This is a genomic window from Luteibacter jiangsuensis, from assembly GCF_030812295.1.
GTDB classification, from domain to species: Bacteria; Pseudomonadota; Gammaproteobacteria; order Xanthomonadales; family Rhodanobacteraceae; genus Luteibacter; species Luteibacter jiangsuensis_A.
Genome location: NZ_JAUSSK010000002.1, coordinates 262427 through 282897, shown reverse-complemented (window position 1 = coordinate 282897; position 20471 = coordinate 262427). Strand labels below are relative to the sequence as shown.

At 65.3% G+C, this 20471-nt stretch carries 15 protein-coding genes and 1 pseudogene; 10 read left to right on the top strand and 6 right to left on the bottom strand.

Annotated elements, in window-relative coordinates; genetic code table 11:
- Positions 1-96: 96 nt before the first annotated feature.
- The 3 genes from modA to J2T07_RS06680 are packed head-to-tail and all read left to right on the top strand — an operon-like array spanning position 97 to position 2186.
- A complete protein-coding gene (gene modA, locus J2T07_RS06690; protein ID WP_306848427.1) occupies positions 97-846 on the top strand; it encodes a molybdate ABC transporter substrate-binding protein in 750 nt (249 codons plus the stop codon).
- Positions 847-852: 6 nt separating this feature from the next.
- A complete protein-coding gene (modB, locus tag J2T07_RS06685; protein ID WP_306848426.1) occupies positions 853-1527 on the top strand; it encodes a molybdate ABC transporter permease subunit in 675 nt (224 codons plus the stop codon).
- Positions 1524-2186 (top strand): ATP-binding cassette domain-containing protein, encoded by a 663-nt coding sequence (locus tag J2T07_RS06680; protein ID WP_306848425.1) that lies wholly within the window; start codon positions 1524-1526, stop codon positions 2184-2186. Before modB ends, J2T07_RS06680 begins: the two co-directional genes overlap by 4 nt.
- 8 nt (positions 2187-2194) lie before the next feature.
- Here the strand turns inward: J2T07_RS06680 and J2T07_RS06675 are convergent, their stop codons facing one another.
- Positions 2195-2989 carry a TOBE domain-containing protein gene (locus J2T07_RS06675; RefSeq protein WP_306848424.1) on the bottom strand — a complete coding sequence of 265 codons (795 nt, stop codon included), beginning with the start codon at positions 2987-2989 and terminating at the stop codon, positions 2195-2197.
- Between the two features lie 107 nt (positions 2990-3096).
- Between J2T07_RS06675 and J2T07_RS06670 the strand changes: the two genes are divergently transcribed.
- The 3 genes from J2T07_RS06670 (at position 3097) to J2T07_RS06660 (ending at position 5785) form a co-directional block, all read left to right on the top strand.
- On the top strand, positions 3097-4041 hold the full coding sequence (locus J2T07_RS06670) for a lysylphosphatidylglycerol synthase transmembrane domain-containing protein (RefSeq protein ID WP_306848423.1): 945 nt from the start codon (positions 3097-3099) through the stop codon (positions 4039-4041).
- Positions 4038-5231, top strand: coding sequence for a serine hydrolase domain-containing protein (locus tag J2T07_RS06665; RefSeq protein WP_306848422.1), 1194 nt, complete (start codon positions 4038-4040; stop codon positions 5229-5231). Before J2T07_RS06670 ends, J2T07_RS06665 begins: the two co-directional genes overlap by 4 nt.
- A gap of 77 nt (positions 5232-5308) precedes the next feature.
- A complete protein-coding gene (locus J2T07_RS06660; protein WP_306848421.1) occupies positions 5309-5785 on the top strand; it encodes a T6SS immunity protein Tdi1 domain-containing protein in 477 nt (158 codons plus the stop codon).
- A 92-nt stretch (positions 5786-5877) separates the two neighbouring features.
- Here the strand turns inward: J2T07_RS06660 and J2T07_RS06655 are convergent, their stop codons facing one another.
- The 5 genes from J2T07_RS06655 to J2T07_RS06635 form a co-directional block, all read right to left on the bottom strand.
- The gene (locus J2T07_RS06655) at positions 5878-7152 is read right to left on the bottom strand and encodes an RNA polymerase sigma factor (protein ID WP_306848420.1); all 1275 of its coding nucleotides are present in this window, start codon (positions 7150-7152) and stop codon (positions 5878-5880) included.
- A gap of 52 nt (positions 7153-7204) precedes the next feature.
- Positions 7205-7975: a YciI family protein gene (locus J2T07_RS06650; protein ID WP_306848419.1), complete on the bottom strand. Its 771-nt coding sequence runs from the start codon at positions 7973-7975 to the stop codon at positions 7205-7207.
- A 10-nt stretch (positions 7976-7985) separates the two neighbouring features.
- On the bottom strand, positions 7986-8438 hold the full coding sequence (locus J2T07_RS06645) for a VOC family protein (RefSeq protein ID WP_306848418.1): 453 nt from the start codon (positions 8436-8438) through the stop codon (positions 7986-7988).
- 22 nt (positions 8439-8460) lie between these two features.
- Positions 8461-8886: a YciI family protein gene (locus J2T07_RS06640; RefSeq protein WP_306848417.1), complete on the bottom strand. Its 426-nt coding sequence runs from the start codon at positions 8884-8886 to the stop codon at positions 8461-8463.
- Positions 8887-8982: 96 nt separating this feature from the next.
- Complete coding sequence (locus tag J2T07_RS06635; protein WP_306848416.1) at positions 8983-10014, bottom strand: sensor histidine kinase; 1032 nt, start codon at positions 10012-10014, stop codon at positions 8983-8985.
- A 324-nt stretch (positions 10015-10338) separates the two neighbouring features.
- Here J2T07_RS06635 and J2T07_RS06630 point away from each other — a divergent pair, with 324 nt between their 5' ends.
- The 4 genes and pseudogenes from J2T07_RS06630 (at position 10339) to J2T07_RS06615 (ending at position 20468) form a co-directional block, all read left to right on the top strand.
- Entirely contained in the window at positions 10339-16317 is a 5979-nt protein-coding gene (locus tag J2T07_RS06630) for an alpha-2-macroglobulin (RefSeq protein WP_306848415.1), read from the top strand.
- 47 nt (positions 16318-16364) lie between these two features.
- The gene (pbpC, locus tag J2T07_RS06625) at positions 16365-18683 is read left to right on the top strand and encodes a penicillin-binding protein 1C (protein ID WP_306848414.1); all 2319 of its coding nucleotides are present in this window, start codon (positions 16365-16367) and stop codon (positions 18681-18683) included.
- Positions 18684-19019: 336 nt separating this feature from the next.
- Positions 19020-19445: pseudogene (locus J2T07_RS06620) on the top strand (conjugal transfer protein TrbN); the annotation flags it as partial.
- A 108-nt stretch (positions 19446-19553) separates the two neighbouring features.
- On the top strand, positions 19554-20468 hold the full coding sequence (locus J2T07_RS06615; RefSeq protein ID WP_306848412.1) for a fimbrial protein: 915 nt from the start codon (positions 19554-19556) through the stop codon (positions 20466-20468).
- Positions 20469-20471: the final 3 nt, after the last annotated feature.

The following is a 20471-nucleotide window of genomic DNA, read 5'->3' as shown; positions in this document are numbered from 1 at the left end:
GGCGATTCGTGCGCGGGCGGCGAGGTCCGGATTCTCATTGACCGGCCGCTATGTAGGTTCCTATATTGCGATCGTCCCCATCCCGGAACCTTCTTCATGCGCCTTCGGTCGTTGGTCGCGCTGGTCCTCCTCGCCGTTCCGGTCGCCGCCGCGACGGCCGCCGACCTCGTGGTGTCGGCCGCCTCCAGCCTTACCGACGCCTTCCAGGCGGTCGGCAAGGCCTACGAGGCGGCGCATCCGGGAACCCGCGTGGTTCTCAATTTCGCCGCGTCGGATGTGCTTTTGCGCCAGATCTCCAGTGGCGCCCCGGCCGACGTGTTCGCCTCGGCCGACCAGGCCGCCATGGACAAGGCCGTGACGGCGGGAGCCATCGACCCTGCCACGCGGCAGGACTTCGCCAGCAACCGGCTTGTCCTGGTCGTGCCGAAGGATGGCCGCGTCCATGTGACGGGGCCCACCGACCTGAGGGACACGAAGGTGACACGTGTCGCCTACGGCGACCCGGCGTCCGTGCCCGTGGGCCGGTACACGAAGGCTGCGCTGGAGCGGCAAGGGCTCTGGGATGTGGTGTCGGCGAAAGGCGTGCTGGCGCAGAACGTGCGGCAAGGCCTGGATTACGTCGCTCGTGGAGAAGTGGATGCCGGCTTCGTATTCGCCACCGACGCGGCGATCATGAAGGACAAGGTGGATGTGGCCGCCGTCGTGCCCACACCCACGCCGATCACCTATCCGATCGCTGTCGTCGCCGGTTCGAAGCAGGCGCGTGAGGCAGGGCGGTTCGAGGCCTTCGTACAGTCGGCCGACGGACGGGCGATCCTCGCCGGTTTCGGTTTCCGGGCGCCCTGAGTTCCCGTGGGCACCGTCTGGCTCCCGCTCGCGCTTTCCCTCAAGGTCGCGTTGTGGGCAACGGCGATCAACCTCGTGCTGGGCGTGGCCGTCGCCTTCGGCCTGTCGCGCTGGCGCTCGCATGCACGCGAACTGGTCGACTCCATCCTGACCTTGCCACTGGTGCTGCCTCCGACGGTGCTGGGTTACTACCTCCTCGTGTTGCTCGGCCGTCGCGGTGTGTTCGGTGAGTGGCTCGATCGCCTGGGTATCCAACTGGTCTTCACCTGGCAGGGGGCGGTGATCGCCTCGACCCTGGTCGCCTTTCCACTCGTGCAGAAAGCGGCCCGCGCCGCTTTCGAGGCGGTCGATCCGCAGCTCGAGGACGCGGCGCGGGTGCTGGGCCTGCGTGAGGCAGCCGTGTTCTTTCGCGTATCCCTGCCGCTCGCCGCGCGTGGCATCACCGCGGGCGCGTTGCTCGCTTTCGCCCGGGCGCTAGGCGAGTTCGGAGCGACGCTGATGATCGCAGGCAACCTCCCTGGACGGACGCAGACCTTGTCGGTCGCGATCTACGCCGCCGTGCAGGCCGGCGACGATCGCACCGCGGGGATCATGGTGACGGTCACCTCGGTGACCTGTGTCGCCGCCTTGTTGCTGGCTGGCTGGCTGGCGCCCGCCCACCTGCGGCGGGCGCGTCCATGAGTGTCGACATCGCCATCCGCAAGACGCTGCGGGCCGACGACCGGCACTTCGAGCTGGACGTGGCATTCGCATCGGCGCATCGGCGCATCGTCATCTTCGGCCCCTCCGGTGCGGGCAAGAGCCTGACGCTGCGTGCGATGGCCGGCTTGCTCACGCCGGACGAGGGACACGTCCGCGTCGACGGTCGCACGCTGCTGGATACCAGGATGGGCGTGGACCTGCCGCCGCGGGATCGGGGGGTGGCGTATGTGTTCCAGGACTACGCGCTGTTCCCGCACCTCACGGTGGCGCAGAACATCGGCTTCGGGCTCGCGCGTGGCTGGCTCAATCCCCGCCGCCGCTTCCACGACGATCGGGTACGCCGCTGGCTCGACATCTTCGAACTGGCCGCCGTGGCTGACAGCTATCCAGTGCGGATCTCCGGCGGCCAGCGCCAGCGTGTGGCACTGGCGCGTGCGTTGGCGGCGGAGCCGCGTCTCGTCCTGCTCGACGAGCCCTTCGCCGCGCTGGACCCCGCCCTGCGCGGACGCATGCGCGGCGAACTGATGGCATTGCAGGCGCGCCTCGACCCGCCGTTACTGGTGATCACCCATGATCCGGCCGATGTCGAAGCGCTGGACGGCCATACGATCGAGGTGCGCGACGGCCGGGTCGTATAGCCGTTGCTTCAGTCGGTCACGCCGACGATCACCGATGAGGCATCGAAGATGGCGACGATGGCCGAGCCCTCGGCGAGCCCCAGCGCGCTCGCGCTTTCCATGGTGATGATAGCCGTGACGGTGCCCCCACCATCGAGTTCGACGGATACTTCGGCATTCACCGCGCCCGGCGTCGTTCGCAGCACCGTACCCGGCAGTTGGTTCGACGCCGATACGCGCAGGTGTTCGTCCGGCAAACCGAGCATGACCCAGCTGGCCTTGACCAGGGCGACTACCGCGCGCCCCGGCGCCAGCGCCAGGCTGGCCGTGCTCTCCTTCGTCACCGTGGCGACGAGCGGCGCGCCGCTCGGCAAGGCGATGTCCACCGTGTCGTTGACCGCGCCCGCGGTGACGGCGCGAACGACGCCGGCCAGTTGGTTACGTGCGCTGGTCCGCATGGTGAATCGCCTCAACAGGTGGATGTCATCGGTGGCTTCGTCGCCGAGTGCCGCGAGACGCTCCACGAAACGCCGGTGCTCCGCATCGATGCCACGGAACGCGGCGATCAGGCGCTCGGCGCGTGGCGTGAGGCGGGCGCCGCCACCGCCACGGCCCCCGGTGGCGCGCAGGACAAGTGTTTCGCCAGCCAGGTTGTTCATGGCTTCCACCGCATCCCATGCGCCCTTGTAGCTCATCCCCACCGCCTTGGCGGCGGCGGTGATGGAGCCGGTGGCGCCAATCTGCGCGAGCAGTTCGACACGATCGGCGCCGCCCCATCGGCGGGCGCCGTCGGACAGCCAGAGCGAACCTTCGTAGTGAAGCATGGTGTTCCCGGAAAAAACCTCTGGGCGCAAGTCTAGCCCCGCCGGGGCCTCATCGTGGGATGATGCCCGCCGTTCGTGGGCGAGCGCCCGATGGCAAGAGTGGAGCAGTGACGGATAACGACACGAAGCGGTCCCTGAAGACGATCGCGGCCTGGCTGGCGAAGCACCTGCTGATGGTGGCGATCCTCGGTGTCGCCGTTTTCCTGCTGCATCGGTACATCGCACGCATGGCCTGGCATGACGTGCGCGACGCCGTCGACAGGATCCCTCGCTGGCATGTCGCCGGTTCGATCGCCGCCGCCTTGCTCAGCTGGGCCTGCCTCACCGCCTACGACGTCTTCGCCGTGGAAACCGTCGTGCCGGGCAAGGTGTCGATGCGCATGAAGATATTCGCAGGCGCGACCACGCACGCGATCTGCAATGCACTCGGTTTCCACGCCATCACCGGTACCGCGCTGCGCTATCGCATCTTGTCGACACGCGGAGTGAGTGCGGCCGACGTGGCGCGGGTCGTCGGGTTGGTCGGTTTCGCCGTGGCCATGGGTTTTGCCGCCGTGACCGCCATCGCCCTGATGCTGGAGCCGTCGATAGCGCACGGCTGGGGCCGATGGCTGGGCGCGGCGCTCGTGAGCCTCTTCGTCCTGTTGCTACGCTGGCTGGCCGGCAAGCACGACGAACTGCGGGTCTGGAAGTTCAGCACGCCCGTGCCGTCGGCCCGGTCGGCCGGGGCACAAATCGTCATCGGCGTACTCGAGATGATCGGTGCCATCGCCGCCATGTACTTGCTGCTTCCCGCCGAGATCGCGGGCAGCTTCCTCGACTTCGCACCGATCTATGTCGGCGCGATCATCGCCGGCATCGTCAGCAATACACCGGGCGGGATCGGGGCGTTCGAAGCGTTGACGCTGGCGGCCTTTCCACAGGAGCAGCGTGCCCAGGTCCTGGCGGCCTTGCTTGCCTACCGCGTGATCTACGGGCTGGGGCCGCTGGCGATCGCGTCGCTCGCACTGGGCGCCTTCGAGCTCCGCCGCCGCGCGAGGAAAGCCTCGTGAACCACCGTTCCCGCAAGTGGTGGGAGCCGACCCTGCCGGCAATGGGCCTGGGGTTGCTGCTTGCCCTGTTGTTCCTTGTGGGATGCGCGGCGCCGCATGCGCGCCGTACCGACGTGCTGTTCTGGGACCAGGCGCAGCGCGAAGCGGCGTTCCGCGCGATGGAGACGCATTACGCGAGCAACGTCGTACCGCGCGGCAGCGCGCATCCATTACCCGCCGGCGCGCCGCTGTCGCCGCGTTTCGACGACGGCTCGACGCTCGAGAGCTACATGGCGGCTCACCACGTGGCGGGTGTCATGGTCGTCGAGGATGGCCGGGTACGTCTCGAACGCTACGGCCTCGGCGCCGGTCCGGCCACCCGCTGGACATCGTTCTCCGTGGCCAAGTCGTTCACCTCCACCCTGGTCGGTGCGGCCTTGCGCGACGGCGCGATACACAGCCTCGATGACAAGGTGACGCGGTATATCCCCGAGCTGTCCGCGGGTGCCTACCGCGACGTGACGGTCCGGCAATTGCTTTCCATGACCTCGGGCGTGCGCTGGAACGAGGATTATGCCGATCCGAAGTCGGACGTGGCGATGATGTACGAAGGGTTGCGTCAGCCTGGCGTCCCCTTGCTGGTCTCGTACATGGCACGGTTGCCGCGGGAGTTCGCGCCCGGCGAACGCTGGGTCTACAAGACAGGGGAGACCGACCTGATCGGCATCCTCGTCACGCGGGCGACCGGCAAGACACTGGCGGCGTACCTCTCCGAGAAAATCTGGAAGCCTTATGGCATGGCCGCGGATGCGCTTTGGCTGAAGGACGATGTGGACGGTACGGAGGCCGGCGGCTCCGGCGTGTCCGCCACCCTGGGCGATTACGCGCGGCTGGGGCAGTTCCTGCTCGACGGTGGCATCGCCGGTGGCAAGCCGGTGCTCGCGGATGGCTGGCTCGACGACGCCACGCGCACGCATGCGGACATCGGCACGCCGGGCCGCGGCTACGGCTACCAGTGGTGGACGTACGACGACGGCAGCTTCGAAGGCATCGGCATCTTCGGCCAGTTGCTGCACGTGGACCCGAAGCGGCGCCTCGTCATCGTGCAGTTGGCCGCGTGGCCCGTGGCGACGGACGAGGCACAGGCCAAGGCGCGGGCCGCCTTCGTGCGCGCGGTGAACCGCGCCTTCGACAATGCGCCGGGCCATTAGGTTCTGTCGAGCAGGCGGCGAGGCACCGCGCGCGGAGAAAGCCTAAAATGGCGACCCCGATCGAAAAAGGCGCCCCCATGGCCCTCTCCTGGAACGACCTCATCTGCACGCCGGACAAGGAGGCCATCGACGCGCTCGCCGAATCCTGGCGCTGGCGCATCGGCGACGCCTTCACGCCGTTGCTGTTCACGGCGCTGGGCGACATGTTCTACGAAGCGGACGAAGGCGGCATCTTCTGGCTCAACACCGGTACCGCCGAAATCGAGCGCGTCGCGGAGAGCGTGCCGGGATTCAACAACCTGCTGCGCGAGGAGATCGCCGAAGACTGGTTGTTGCCGCCGCTGGTCGAAGCACTGATCGAAGCGGGAAAAATCCGCGCGGATGGCGAGTGCTACACCTATGTCACCTTGCCGGTTTTCGCCGAGGGCGAGTACACGGTCGAGAACCTGAACCCCGTGCCGGCCAGGGAGCACTTCGAACTGACCGGCTCGGTACTGCAGCAGTTGCAGGACGTGCCCGACGGCACCAACGTCAAGATCGATATCACGCACTGAGTGCGGATCAGGCGAAGTAGTCGTCGTCGCGCGGCGGCAATTCGCTCGGCGGCCTCCTGTATGTACGCTCTGCGCGGCGGGTGTCGTCGGGCTCAATCCGGCGTCGCGGCCGTGCAGGCCCTGGCCCGCGATTCGAGCAAGGTGCGTTCGCGTTCGTTCCGAGTCATGCGCGCCGCGCGGAGGAACGCTTCGCGGGCGTCGTCCATGCGGCCGAGGCGGAACAGGAGGTCGCCGTGCACGCTGGGTAGCAGGTGGTAGTCGCGTAGCGCTGGTTCGCCGATGAGCGCCTCGACGATGGGCAAGGCCGCGTCCGGTCCCTCGGACATCGACACGGCCACCGCGCGATTGAGTTCGACGACAGGCGAGGGCACGACCTCGACAAGTTCGGCGTACAACGCGGCGATGCGTGGCCAATCGGTATCGTCGGCACGCGTGGCGCGTGCATGGCAGGCCGCGATGGCGGCTTGCAACGCGTAGGGGCCATGCGCCCCGCCCAGGCGCTCGGCGCGTTCCAGTGCGGTGAGGCCGCGCCCGATCAGCAGGCGGTCCCAGCGACGGCGGTCCTGGTCGAGCAACAGGATCGGCTGTCCATCCGGGCCCGTACGCGCGCCCGCGCGGGATGCCTGGATTTCCATGAGCGCCACCAGCCCGTGGACTTCCGCTTCGCCGGGCATCAGTTCGGCAAGGACACGACCCAGGCGCTGCGCTTCATCGCAGAGCGCCGGACGCATCCAGTCACCGCCCGCCGTGGCCGCGTACCCTTCGTTGAAGATGAGGTAAAGGACGCGGAGCACGGAGGCGAGTCGTTCTTTCAACGCATCGCCGCGAGGTACCTCGTAGGCCACGGTTTCGTCGGCCAGGCTGCGTTTGGCCCGCACGATGCGTTGGGCGACCGTGGCCTCGGGAACCAGGAAGGCGCGTGCGATCTCGTCGGTGGTCAATCCGCCCAACAAGCGTAGTGTCAATGCCACGCGGGCCTCGATCGACAGCGCCGGGTGGCAGGCGGTGAAGATCAATCGCAGCATGTCGTCGCCGATGTCGTCGTCGAGCGCATCGATCAGGCGGTCATCGTCCGATTCGAGCAAGCCCTCCATGTCCTTGCCAAGGGCTTCGAGCTTACGACCGGCCATGCGCTCGCGCCGGATACGATCCACCGCGCGGTGCTTCGCCGTTTGCGTCAGCCATGCGCCGGGATTGCGCGGTACGCCATCGCGGGGCCACTGCTCCAGTGCGGAGACGAGCGCATCCTGCGCCAGCTCCTCGGCCAGGTCGAGGTCGCGCACCATGCGCGCGATCGTCGCGATGAGACGAGGCGATTCGATCTTCCAGATCGCATCGATGGCGCGATGGGTGTCGTGTTTCGTCATGGCCACGCATGACAGCATCCGCCGCCATGCGTGGCAAGCCGCGTTGCGGCAATCAGGACGCCACGGGCATCAGTTCTTCCATGCGGTAGAGCTCGCGGATTTCCAGCCGGGCGTCCTCGCCGTCGGGGAATGGATAGGTTTCCGTCCAGGCGATGACTTCGTCGAGACCGTCGACGCGAAGTACCCAAAAGCCGGCGACCATCTCCTTGATCTCGGCGAAGGGACCGTCGAACACCGTGGGCTTACCCTTGCTGAAGCCCACCCGCTTGGCGTGACGGCTGGACGACAGCCCATGTCCCGCGATGAGGAATCCGGCCTCGTGCCCGGCGCGGTTGGCCTCGACCATGCGGTCGAGAATCTCGGGGCCGGGGTTCCAGTCGGTTTCGCTGCGCTCGTTCGCCTTCAACATCACGACGTAGCGGGACTTGGGGGAATCGGCTTCGCTGGGATCGCCGAAACCGCCCAGGCCCCCAGGGCAGCCGATCGGCCGGATATCCACCACGGCATCACCGTGTGCATCCTCCGCCGGCCAGCCTTTCACCCAGTCGATGGCTTCGTCCATCGATTCGGCCTCGATGATGCTGATGCCGGCGACCAATTCCTTCGTTTCAACGAAAGGGCCGTCCTGTATCACGGCCTTCCTGTCAGGCCCGAAGGTGACCCGCACTCCTTCGCGGCTGGGTTTCAGGCCTTCGCCGGCGAGAAAACGGCCGTCGGCCGCTAGCGTGTCCACGTGGTCGCCCATCGCCTCGATGAGTTCGCGCGTGGGACGTACGCCGGCTTCACTATCGATGTCCGCCTTGCGGATTATCAGGAATCGCATGGTTGGCTCCTCACGGGCTGGGCTTGTCGCCGGCGTTGATCATCCAGGGCACCCCGAACTGATCCTTGAACATGGCGAAACCGTTGGCCCAGAAAGTCTCGCCATACGGCATCTGCACGTCACCGTTCTTCGAGAGCGCTTCGAATACCTTGCGGCCTTCCTCCACGTCGGTGAAGCCCAGCGTGATGGTGACGCCCTGGATGCCGTTCTTGGAATCGTCGGGGTTGTCCGATCCCATGATCATCTGGTCGCCGACGGCAAGGTTCACGTGCATGACCTTCTCGCCCATGGCCGCGAGCGCCTCCGGCGACATGCCGCCGCAGCCGTCGCTGCCAGATCCTTCCTGTGGCGGCATGTCCTTGAAACGATGCAATTCGCCGATCTTGCCGCCAAGCGCCTTCTCATAGAATCGGAAAGCCGCTTCGCAGGTGCCGTTGAAAAAGAGGTAAGGCTGGATCTTCATGACGAACTCCGTCTGTCGTGGGTCAATGGTGTGAGGCAAGTTCGGCGCGCAGGCGTTCTTCCTGGGCACGCGCTTCCGGAGTGAACTCGGCGCCGAAATCCTCCGCCTCGAAGATGCGGCGGATCTCGATCTCGGATTCGCCCTCGAATGGGTTGGGCGCGCGCTTCACCCACTCGATGGCTTCGTCGAGCGAACGCACCTGGATGAGCCAGAAGCCGGCGATGAGTTCGCGGGCTTCCGCGAAGGGACCGTCGATGACGTCGCGGCGATTTCCGGAAAAGCGCACCCGGGCACCCTTGCTACTGGGGTGGAGGCCTTCCGCCGCCAGCATGACGCCGGCCCGGACCAGTTCCTCGTTGTAGTTGCCCATGGCCGTGAGCATCTCCTCGCTCGGCATCTGGCCGGCTTCGGAGGCCTCGTTCGCTCTTACGATCACCATGAAACGCATCGCCGTTCTCCTTGCTGGTCACCGGAAAGGACTCCCGGTGTTCATGGAGACGTCGATTGTCGCCCGAGCTTATCGACAAGGGCGACCGACATTTATTCAACCCGGGGCATTTTTCTTGGGCTGAGGGGACCAGGGCAGTCCCGCGGCGGCTTCGAAGACGGCGCGAACGCCGTCCTGCTCGAAGCGGATGGCGGCCTGGCCGCGCGACTGGCCGGACAGCACCCGTTCGATGAAGCGCGTGCCGAATCCGCGTCTCATGGGGGCGGCGACGGCCGGACCGCCGCGCTCCTTCCATTCCAGGCGAGCCTTGCCTGGTTCCGGCGTCTCCACGTACGTCCAGGCGATCGCCACCGTGCCTGACGGCGTGGACAGCGCACCGTACTTGGCGGCGTTGGTCAGCAGTTCGTGGATGGCCATGGCCATCGCCACGGCGGCTTCCGGATCGAGCACGAGAGGCGGGCCCGCGAACGTGATCCGGGCCTTTCCTGGGTCGTGCGGGGCGACGGCGGATTGGATCACCCCGTGCAGGGTAAGGTCGTTGCGCGAGGGGTCCAGGAGCAGGTCGTGCGCGCGTGCCAGCGCGCGCAGGCGGCTGCCAAAGGCGCTCATCGAGACGTCCAGCGGACGGTCGTCGGTGAAACTCTGCATCGCCATGGCCTGGACCACCGCGAGGACGTTCTTCATGCGGTGGTTCAGGTCGTTGATCACGATGCGCTGGGCGCGCTCGGCGTCGCGATGGTTGGACACGTCCACGCAGCTGCCCCAATAGCCGGCGAACGTACCTCCGCGATGGAAAGGCGCGCCGTTGTCGAGCAGCCAGCGGTATTGGCCGTCGTGTCGGCGCAGGCGATACTCCATCGAAAATGGCTTGCGCGCGTCGAACGCATCCACATAGGTGTCGAGACAGCGTTCCAGGTCGTCCGGATGCACGCCCGTGGCCCAACCATCGCCCAATTCCGCCGCCATGTCGCGGCCGGTGTATTCAAGCCAGGGTTTGTTGAACCAGTCGCACAGCTTGTCCGGCCCCGATCGCCAGATCATCACGGGTGCGAAGTCAGCCAACTCACGAAATTCGTGATCTCCCGTGGCGATCGCCCTCTCGATCGGACCCGTCGCGTCGTCGTTCATATGTTCACGTTGTCAGCGAATGTGGCGACCATAGCTCAATGTTCGCGTCCGTTACATGCCGTTACCCGGCATGCGTGAGCCGGATCACGGCGTATCGGATCGGTAAGCATTTTCAGAATCGTTCTATTGCAACACGCCCGCAAAAGCCCCGATCGTGTCCCGCGCTATGCCAGAATTCCGTCGCGGCCGCGACACGGTTCGCGCGCAGCATGACATCGGGGATACGAAGCGAACGCCGGTCACCGCGGATGCGGGGGACGGGCCTTGCCGTATTCGCGGCACGGCGGCGACTGCGCCTTCATCTTAATGGGATCGGAAGGACATATGGATCTGCTTCGCTTCATTGCCTTGTTGCCCGTGCGCTTCATGCGCGGCCTGTTCTGGTTGCTTGGCCGGTTGTTCAGGCCCATTTTCGGCAATATGGCCTGGTCGGCACCCGGCTGGATGCCGGCGACTGCCCGGGCGGCCCGCAGCCATCCGTTGAAGTTCACCGGCAGTATCGCCGGAACCCTGCTGCTGGTCGCCGGCGGATGGTTCGGTTGGCAGTGGTGGCAGAACAGGCCCAGGCCCGCGGAACCGGACCGGGTGAGCTTCAAGGCGCCGGCGCCGGCGATCAGCGATTACGAACACGTCCCCGTGACGATCCATCCCCTTACCGTGACCTTCTCCGGCTCGGCGGCCCGGCTGGAATCGCTGGGCAAGCCGGTTACCGACGGCATCGCCATGGACCCCAGGTTGCCCGGCCAGTGGGCGTGGGAAAACGACCGCGTGCTGCGCTTCGTGCCGGCGGGCGACTGGCCGGTGGGCCGCAGGATCGAGGTGAGTTTCGACAAGGCGAAGGTGTTCGCGCCGCAGGTATTGCTGGCCGACGACCATTTCAGCTTCAACACCGCACCCTTCACCGCGAAGGTCGTCAACGGTGAGTTCTACCAGGATCCACAAGACCCGACGAAGAAAAAGACGATCGTCCAGTTCGGCTTCAATTATCCCGTGGATGCGACGCAGTTCGAGAAGCGCCTTTCGCTGGACCTGCGAAATGGCGAGGAGAAGCGCGGGACCACCCTGAAGTTCAGCGTCACCTACGATGAGCGCCGTCTTAATGCCTTCGTCCACTCGCAACCGCTGCAGCTGCCCCGGGACGACGGTGCCGTGGGTGTCAAGCTCGACGATGGCGTGCGCAGCAGTCGTGGCGGCGACGGCACGGAAGAGGCGCTGGCGACGTCGGTGCGCGTGCCGGGCCAGTACAGCCTGAAGCTCGACGAGGTCTCGGCCACGCTGGTGGACAACGAGCGGTTCGAGCCGGAACAAGTGGTGGTGATGCATTTCGGCGGCCCCGTGAGCGACAACGAACTGGCCAAGCACCTGCACGTATGGGCCGTGCCGGAAGGTGACGACAAGCACTATGCGGTGTCGCAAGTGGGTGATGCCGACCTGCGATCCTTCGCCCAGCTGAAAGCGGAGGTAGTGCCCACCGAGAACGACTGGTCGGAAACGCAGAGCTTCCGCTACCACGCCCAGCCAGGCCAGCGTATCTACGTGCGCGTGGACAAGGGCATGACCTCGTTCGGCGGCTACGTGATGCCCAAGGCGCGGGCCGACATGCTTACCGTTCCAGAGTACCCGCGCCTGCTTCGCTTCATGGCGGATGGATCGCTGCTTTCGCTCAGCGGCGATCGTCGCGTCTCGGTGGTGTCGCGCAACATTCCGGGCATGCGCGTGGAGGTCGGCCGCGTGCTGCCGGACCAGCTGCAGCACCTCGTGTCGCTCAACTCGGGCAGCTATGCAAAGCCGGAGATGTATGGTTTCACTCCGGACCACATCGTGGACCGCTTCGTCAAGAAAGTCTCCTTCCCGGACGAAGGCCCCGGCAAGGCGCACTACGAAGGTTTCGACCTGGGCCAATACCTGGCCGCCGGCAAGCGCGGCATTTTCCTGGTCAAGCTCTCTGGCTACGACGCCAAGGCGGAGCAGGAAGCACGCGAACGTCGCGAAAAGGCCGCGCGCGAGGCGGCGGCCCGCGAAGCGGGAGGGGATGCGGATAGCGCGGTGGCCGATGCCGCTCGCGAGGACGATAGCGATACCGCTCCCTACGATTGGCCGAAGGACGAGCGCCTCGTCGTCATCACCGATCTCGGCGTCATCGCCAAGAAATCGCTCGACGGTAGCCAGGATATCTTCGTGCAATCCATCCACAGCGGCTCCCCGGTGGGCGGCGCCTCCGTGGCGGTCATCGCGAAGAACGGCAGCACGCTGTTCACCCAGAGCACCGGTGCGGATGGCCGCGCGCACTTCGCCAATCTCAAGGGTTTCACGCAAGAGAAGGCCCCGGCCATGTACGTGGTACGCCAGGGGGACGACCTGTCTTTCCTGCCGGTGACGTCGTACGACCGCACCCTGGACTTCTCCCGCTTCGACATCGGCGGTGAGCCGAATGCACACAGCCAGGGCCAGCTGTCGGGATACCTGTTCTCCGATCGCGGTATCTACCGGCCGGGCGACCTCTTCCATGTGGGAATGATCGTGCGTGCCAACAGCTGGACGCGAAGCGTCGCAGGCATGCCGCTGATCGCCGAGGTGGTGGACCCACGCGGTACCACGGTGCGCCAGCAAACGATCGCCATGGATGCCGCGGGTTTCGCCGAGCTCGACCACACCACCGCCGAATCCTCGCCGACGGGCAATTGGACGGTGAACCTGTATATCGCCAAGGACGGTAAGCCGTACTCTCAGATCGGCAGTACCACTGTCCAGGTGAAGGAATTCCAGCCGGACCGGATGAAGGTCTCGGCGGCGCTCTCCACGGCGGTGACCGAAGGTTGGGTCAAACCCGCGCAGTTGAAGGCCTTGGTCGATGTGAGGAACCTGTTCGGTACGCCCGCCGCGGACCGCCGCGTCGAGGGCTCGCTCACCCTCCGCCCGGCGTTCCCCTCGTTCCCGAGCTACAAGGATTACCACTTCTACGACATACGCCGGGCGAAGGAAGGCTTCGAGGAGAAGCTGGCCGACGTGAAGACCGACGACAAGGGCCACGCGGAGTTTTCGCTGGACCTGTCCAAGTACGCCGACGCCACCTATCAACTGTACTTCCTCGCCAAGGCCCATGAAGCGGAAGGCGGGCGCAGCGTCGCCGCGGCTACACAGGGCATGGTGTCCTCGAACGACTGGCTCGTCGGATACAAGTCCGTCGACAATCTCGACTATGTGAGCCGCGATGCGAAGCGAAGCGTCAACCTCGTGGCGATCGACCCGAACGCGAAGCGCATGGATCTGCCAGGGCTGAAGCAGGCGATCGTGGAAACACGTTACGTCTCCGTGCTCACGAAGCAGGATTCCGGTGTCTTCAAGTACGAATCGAAGGCGCGCGAGTCGACGTTGTCGGAAGTGCCGCTGGTTATTCCGGCCGCTGGGATCGACCTGGCGCTTCCGACGGACAAGCCGGGTAATTTCGCCCTGGTGGTGAAGGATGCCAACGGCAAGGAAGTCAATCGCGTGGCATGGTCGGTCGCCGGCGAGGGCAACGTTTCCCGGTCGTTGGAACGCAACGCGGAACTGCAGCTCACGTTGTCCAAGAACGATTATGCGCCGGGCGAGGCGGTGGACATCGCCATCCGCGCGCCCTATGCCGGTAGCGGCCTCATCACCATCGAACGCGACAAGGTCTACGCACACGCCTGGTTCCACGCCGATACCACGAGCACGGTGCAGCACATCGCCGTGCCCGCGGACTTCGAAGGCAACGGCTATATCAACGTGCAATACGTGCGTGATCCATCTTCGGACGAGATATTCATGAGTCCGCTGTCGTTCGGCGTGGTGCCGTTCTCGGTGAACATGGACGCGCGCCGCAACGGAATCGCCGTGGAAGCCCCGGCCCTGGTGAAGCCCGGCGATACCGTAACCTTCCACGTCACCTCGCCCAACACGACGCGCGCCGTGGTCTTCGCCGTGGACGAAGGCATTCTGCAAGTGGCGCGTTACAAGCTTGGCGACCCGCTGCAGTACTTCTTTCGCAAGCGCATGCTCGAGGTGTCCACTTCGCAGATCCTCGATCTCATCATTCCCGATTTCCAGAAGCTGATGGCGATGGCCGCACCAGGCGGCGATGCCGACGGCGCGATGGGTCGCCAACTGAATCCGTTCCGGCGCAAACGCGACAAGCCGGTGGCGTACTGGTCGGGCATCGTCGATATCGATGGATCGCGCGACCTGACCTACAAGGTACCCGACTACTTCAACGGCAAGCTGCGCGTCATGGCGATCAGCGTGTCGCCGGACCGCATCGGCACGTTCGAAAGCGCCACCACCGTCCGTGGTGACTTCGTCCTTTCACCGAACGTACCCACCACGCTTGCCCCGGGCGACGAGGCGGAAGTCAGCGTTGGCGTGGCGAACAACCTGACTGGCCTGGGAGGAAAGGAAGTGCCCGTCGCGGTGGGACTCAAACTGGGACCCCAGTTGCAGATCGTGGGTGACGCGACGAAAACGTTGAATCTTGGCGAGATGCGCGAAGGCGTGGCGGTTTTCCGCGTGCGCGCGACGGACAAGCTGGGCTCGGGCAACCTTGGCTTCACGGCGGCCTATAACGGCAAGTCCGCGAAGCAGGGCGTCGACCTGTCGGTGCGTCCGGCGTCGCCCATGCGCACGGATCTCGCCTTCGGACATGTCGATGCGCACTCGCGTAGCGATGTGACCGGCCTGCGCGACATGCACGACGAGTACGCCAAGCGCGACGCGGCCTTCTCCACCGTGCCGGTCGTGCTGGCTCGCGGGCTCGCCGCGTATCTCGTGGACTTCTCGCACTACTGCACCGAGCAGGTGATCAGCGCGGCGATGCCGGCCCTGATCCTCGGGCAGCACCCCGAATTTGGCGATGTGAGGCCAGCCCGGATGTCCGGCGACGCACCGCCCCCGTCGGACCCGGTCGCCGCCTTGTTCGATACCTTGCGCGCGAGGCAGAACGGGCAAGGTGGCTTCGGCCTGTGGACGGCGACGCCGGACACGCACACCTTCGCCACCGACTACGCCGTGCATTACCTCGTGGAAGCGAGCGATCGCGGCGTGACCGTGCCGCATGACATGTTGGCTTCGGCCGACGAGGCTCTCCGCCAGATCGCCGCCGCCGACAGCGGCGACTCGCTGGTGGAGATGCGTCAGAGGGCTTACGCCATCTACCTGCTGACACGGCAGGGCAATGTCACCACGAACGATCTCGCTTCCCTGCAGCGCCGCCTGCAGGAAGTCCATCCGAACGAGTGGAAGAACGATCTTTCCGCCGCGTGGCTGGCGGCCTCTTACAAGCTGCTCCACCAGGATCGCCTCGCCAGCGACCTGATTGCCGGTCCACGCAAGATCCTGGTGCGCAAGCCCGCGGACGAGCCTTACGTATACGGCGACTATTACGATGCGCCCATTCGCGATGCCACGGTGCTCTACCTGCTGTCGAAGCACTTTCCCGACCTGGCGAAAGCGCTGCCGCCGGAGACCGTCGGGAACCTGGTAAGACCGCTCGGTAACGGCCACTACAACACCTTGTCCTCCGCGATGATCATCCTTGCGCTGGATGCGTGGGCGAAGGAAGCGGGCGATCTTTCCAGGCTTTCGATCGGTGCGGTGGCGGCGAACGGTACGGTCGCGCCGATCGGTGCGCCGAAGGGTTCGATCCTGGATGGGCACTGGCCCAGCGGCACGCAGCGTCTCCGGCTGGTCAACGACGCGGACTCCACCGGCTGGTACGGTGTGGCGCAGACCGGCTTCGACCGCAAGCCGGCCAGCGATACGCGCAAGGATGGCCTGGAGATCACCCGCACTTACACGGACACCAAGGGCAAGTCGGTGGACAGCGTGAGTACCGGCGACGAGATCGACGTGCATCTGCGCATCCGCGCGACGAAGGACGAAGGTGTCGACAACGTCGCGATCGTCGACCTGCTGCCCGGCGGATTCGAGCCCGTGCTCGACACGGTGGCAGCGCCGGAAGCGCCGGAAGCGGAATCGGCTTCTTCCGACGAGACGGCGTCGGAGGGGGAAGAGGGCGCGGAGGGAGACAACGGGACGCCGGCGTGGCGCTCGCCGATCGGCAACCCGGAGTCCACCTGGAAACCCGAGTACGCCGATGTCCGCGAAGATCGGGTGGTCGTCTACGGCTACGCCAGCCGCGACGTGCAGGAGTTCGTCTACCGGATCAAGGCGACCAACGCAGGCAAGTTCATCATTCCCCCGGCTCTGGTCGAATCGCTTTACGACCGCGGTGTGCAGGCACGCGCCCCCGGTGGCGGCGCGATGACGGTGGAGCGGAAGCCATAAAGGTTGGGGCCTTCCGCTTCCATCGCATCGAGTGGCACAACGCCCTCGTGGCGTTGCTGCTGCTCCTGGCTGTGCCGCTCGGACTGCGCCTGTGGCCACACGAGGATCTGCGCACGTGGTTTCCCTCGTCCACGGCCGTGTACGACGCGAATGACCGACTGCTGAGGCTGACACTGGCGAGCGACCAGCGGTACCGCTTATGGGTGCCGCTCAAGGATATTTCCCCGGCGCTCGTCGACGCCGTCCTCCTGCACGAGGATCGCTGGTTCCGCTGGCATCCCGGTGTCAGTGCCTGGGGTCTCATGCGTGGCGCGTGGATGACCTACGTACGGCGTGGCAATGCGCAGGGCGGGTCCACGATCACGATGCAGCTCGCCAGGTTGATGTGGCGCCTGGACACGCGCAGCCCGGGTGGAAAACTGGTGCAGGCAATCCGCGCCGTGCAGCTGGAGCTGCTGTATTCCAAGCACGATATCCTCGAGGCATACCTTAACGCCGCGCCATACGGCCGTAACGTCGAAGGCGTCGGAGCGGCCAGCCTCGCCTACTTCGGCAAGGCGCCCGCGCGGCTGAGCCTGCCTGAGGCGCTCACCCTCGCCGTTATCCCGCAGGAGCCGTCGCGAGGCCTTCCGGGCCACGTCGACGGCAGCGCCGTGATCGGCAAGGACCTCAAGCAATCGCGCGACCGCCTGTTCTCGCGCTGGATCGCGAGGCACCCCGACGACGCGAGCGCGCGGCCATTGTTCGACCTTCCGCTCCGCCTGCGTCCGCTGTCGCAGCTGCCATTCGAGGCACCGCACTTCGTGGAGCAGGTGCTTGCCGAGCGCCGCCTGGACGGCGACAGCGACATGCGTGTTGCGACGACGCTCGACCTCGGTCTCCAGCACAGCCTGGAGCGTCAGGTGCGCCAATACGTCGAACGCAGTGGCGATCGCGGTATCCGAAACGCGGCCGCGATCCTGGTCGATACGCGCGATATGGGCATCAAGGCCATGGTCGGGTCCGCCGACTATTTCGATGCTTCGATCCAGGGACAAGTCAACGGCACGCTGGCGAAACGCTCTCCCGGCTCCACGCTGAAACCCTTCATCTATGCGCTGGGCTTCGACCAGGGTGTGCTCCATCCGGAGACCGTGCTGCGCGATGTGCCGTCTGCATTCGGCCCGTATACACCGGAGAACTTCGATGGCCATTTCCTGGGGCCGGTAACGGCGACCCAGGCACTGGTCAGAAGTCGTAACATTCCGGCGGTGCAGGTGGCGGCCAAGCTCTCCAGCCCCAATCTTTATCAATTCCTCCGGGACGCCGGCATCTCGCGCATGGCCAGCGAGCAGCACTATGGCCTGGCGCTCGTGCTGGGTGGCGGCGAAGTGACGATGCAGGAGCTTTCCGCGCTCTACGCGATGCTGGCCAACCGCGGAGAACTGCGACCGTTACGCTTGCTCGCCGCACAACCGAAGAGCGGTGGCACGCGCCTTCTCAGCGAGGAGGCGAGCTTCATGGTCATGGACATGCTCAGGCAGAACCCGCGTCCCGACGACGCGGTGGCCGCGCAACCCTCGCGCCTTCCGGTCTACTGGAAAACCGGCACCTCGTGGAGTTTTCGCGACGCGTGGACCGCGGGTAGCTTCGGTCCCTACGTGCTGGTCGTATGGATCGGCAACTTCGATGGCGCGGGAAACCCGGCTTTCGTCGGGGTGGACGCCGCCGCGCCGTTGTTCTTCCGCATCGCCGATGCGCTGCGCGCTGAACGTCCTGGCCTGGCTGAACCGATCCGGCGCAATCCGCCGAATCTTCGCCGCATACCCATTTGTCTCGCCAGTGGCGACTTGCCGAACGCATGGTGCCCCCAGGTTGGAAGCACGTGGTACATCCCCGGAAAATCGCCGATCAAGGTGAGCAACGTGCATCGCCCGGTGGTGGTCGACAGCGCGACAGGCAAGCCGGCGTGTCCTCCTTACGACCCTGGGCGGACGCGTACGGAAGTCTATGAATACTGGCCCTCCGATCTCGCCCGTGTCTTCGCCCAGGCGGGCATGCCCCGAAGGGCCCCGCCGTCGCTGCCGGATTGCCAGGGCGGCGGCCAATCCGTGGGTGATCCACCGAAGATCACTTCACCGTTGAAGGGCAGCACGTACCAGATACGCGTATCGCGCCTGGGCACCGAAAGCATCGCCTTCTCGGCCACGACCGATGCCGCCTCGCGCACGCTTTACTGGTTCGTGGACGATGCCTATCTGGGCAGCGTTCCGAGCGGCCAGGCCTTGATGTGGGTACCGGAACGTTCCGGACGTTTCCTCGTGCGCGTGGTGGACGACCGGGGCCGAACGGACTCGCGCGAGATGGGAATCGGGGCGCTGGAGTAGCGCGGTCTGGAACTGGAACCGGTCCCCCAAGCCATGCACGAAATCGGCTAATGGAAGCGAACACCTTGGTTGCAGACCCCTGGTAGCACGGTGCGTGCTTTCTTGTCTTGAGAAAGCGAGTCGCGTGACGAAAGCGTGAGCTGCGTCGAAGGTAGAAAACAAACTCAAAATTTTGAGGAAACTTCCATATGGATTGCCGGCGCATTCCTACACACTTTCGTTAGCGCTCGCGTTTGTCGAGCACGGCTGCGTGATGCGCGGGGACGACCCCGTGTCTCCCCAGGCCGACGGCTCCGAAAAGAGTCGTTGCTCAAAAAAATCATGAAATGAAAGGTTGTCCCAGTCGAACGCCAGGAAATGGTCGCTTGTTCCCTCGGGGCCGCGCTCGCCTACGACGTTCCCGCCAACGTGCTGCTCGCAGTCGCGGAGAAGGAGGCCGGCAAGCCCGGCCAGTGGGTACGCAATGACAACGGAACCTTCGACGTGGGCGCGCTGCAGTTCAATACGGCCTATCTCCGAGATCTCGATCGCTACGGCATCACCGCGGCGGACGTCGCCGCGCCCGGATGCTACTCCTTCATGCTCGCCGCGTGGCGAATACGCGGGCACTTGACGCACGATAGCGGCGATGTGTGGACGCGTGCATCGAACTACCACTCGCGCACACCCCGCTTCAATGTGCGCTACCGCGCGGATCTGATCCGCCGCGCGGTCCGATGGACCACGTGGCTGGACAGTCACTTCCCCACCCACGACGCCGTCGTGGATATCACTCCTTACGGAACGAGGTAAGCAATGAAGCATACAAGCAGGCGGCTACGTCGAAACCTTTTGCTCGCGGGGGTTATCGGCGCATCCTGTCAGTCCGGCATGGCATGGGCCAAGGGAGGCTGCTACCACTCCGCCGACGGTTATTACCAGATCGGCCAGACGGCGCAGATCACCGTCACCAACGACATGCTGCCCGGAACCGTCGTCCGTAACGAGAAGGCACACGGCGATGGCAACGTGTTGGCGACATGCACGGAAGGCGAGGCGACTTTCGAAGGGGCCTATAGCATGGTCACGATCAATGGTCTGGTACCGTTGACAGTCGGTGGAAAGGACTCCGGGTTCGGTGTCGAGCTCTACATCGATGAACTTCAGGAAGGCACCAGCTTTTCATTTCCGCACAAGTATCAACGCACGTTCAAACTGGGTGATCCCGTGCGTAGCAACCACGCCGACATCGGGTACCGCATCGTCCGCATGACGGGTCCGGTGGAATTCGGTGCCTTCGACAGGTTGACCATCGGCCAGCAATGGACTTATCAGCCCAACGGCGCTCCGACGAAACCGTTCCGCCACATGAAGATCTACGACCTCACGCTTATTCGGCCGGCGTGCAGTATCGTCGTGGAGGATCTCAACCAGACCGTGGTACTCGGCCCCTTCAATACGGGCAACTTCGCGACGCCCGATCGGGCGACGCGATGGGAGGCCTTTCATCTCAGGGTGGAGCAGTGCCAGGAGCCGGTGGGTCTCGTCGCGAAATTCACCTTCGGCGATCCCAGCGATGGGGTCGTCGGCCAGCCGGACCTGTTCACGCTCGATGGCCCCGAGAACGTCGGGCTGGAACTTGCCGATGAGAATGAAAAAAATATCTCCCCGGGTGCGGAGACCCGGTTCAATGCGTTAGGCACCGGCGGGATATACACCTTCAATGCACGCCTGCGCGAGATCCGCCCCACCGTTCGGGGTGGAAGCTTCAGCCGTAGCGTCAGGGTTCTCGTCGAATTCATGTAACCC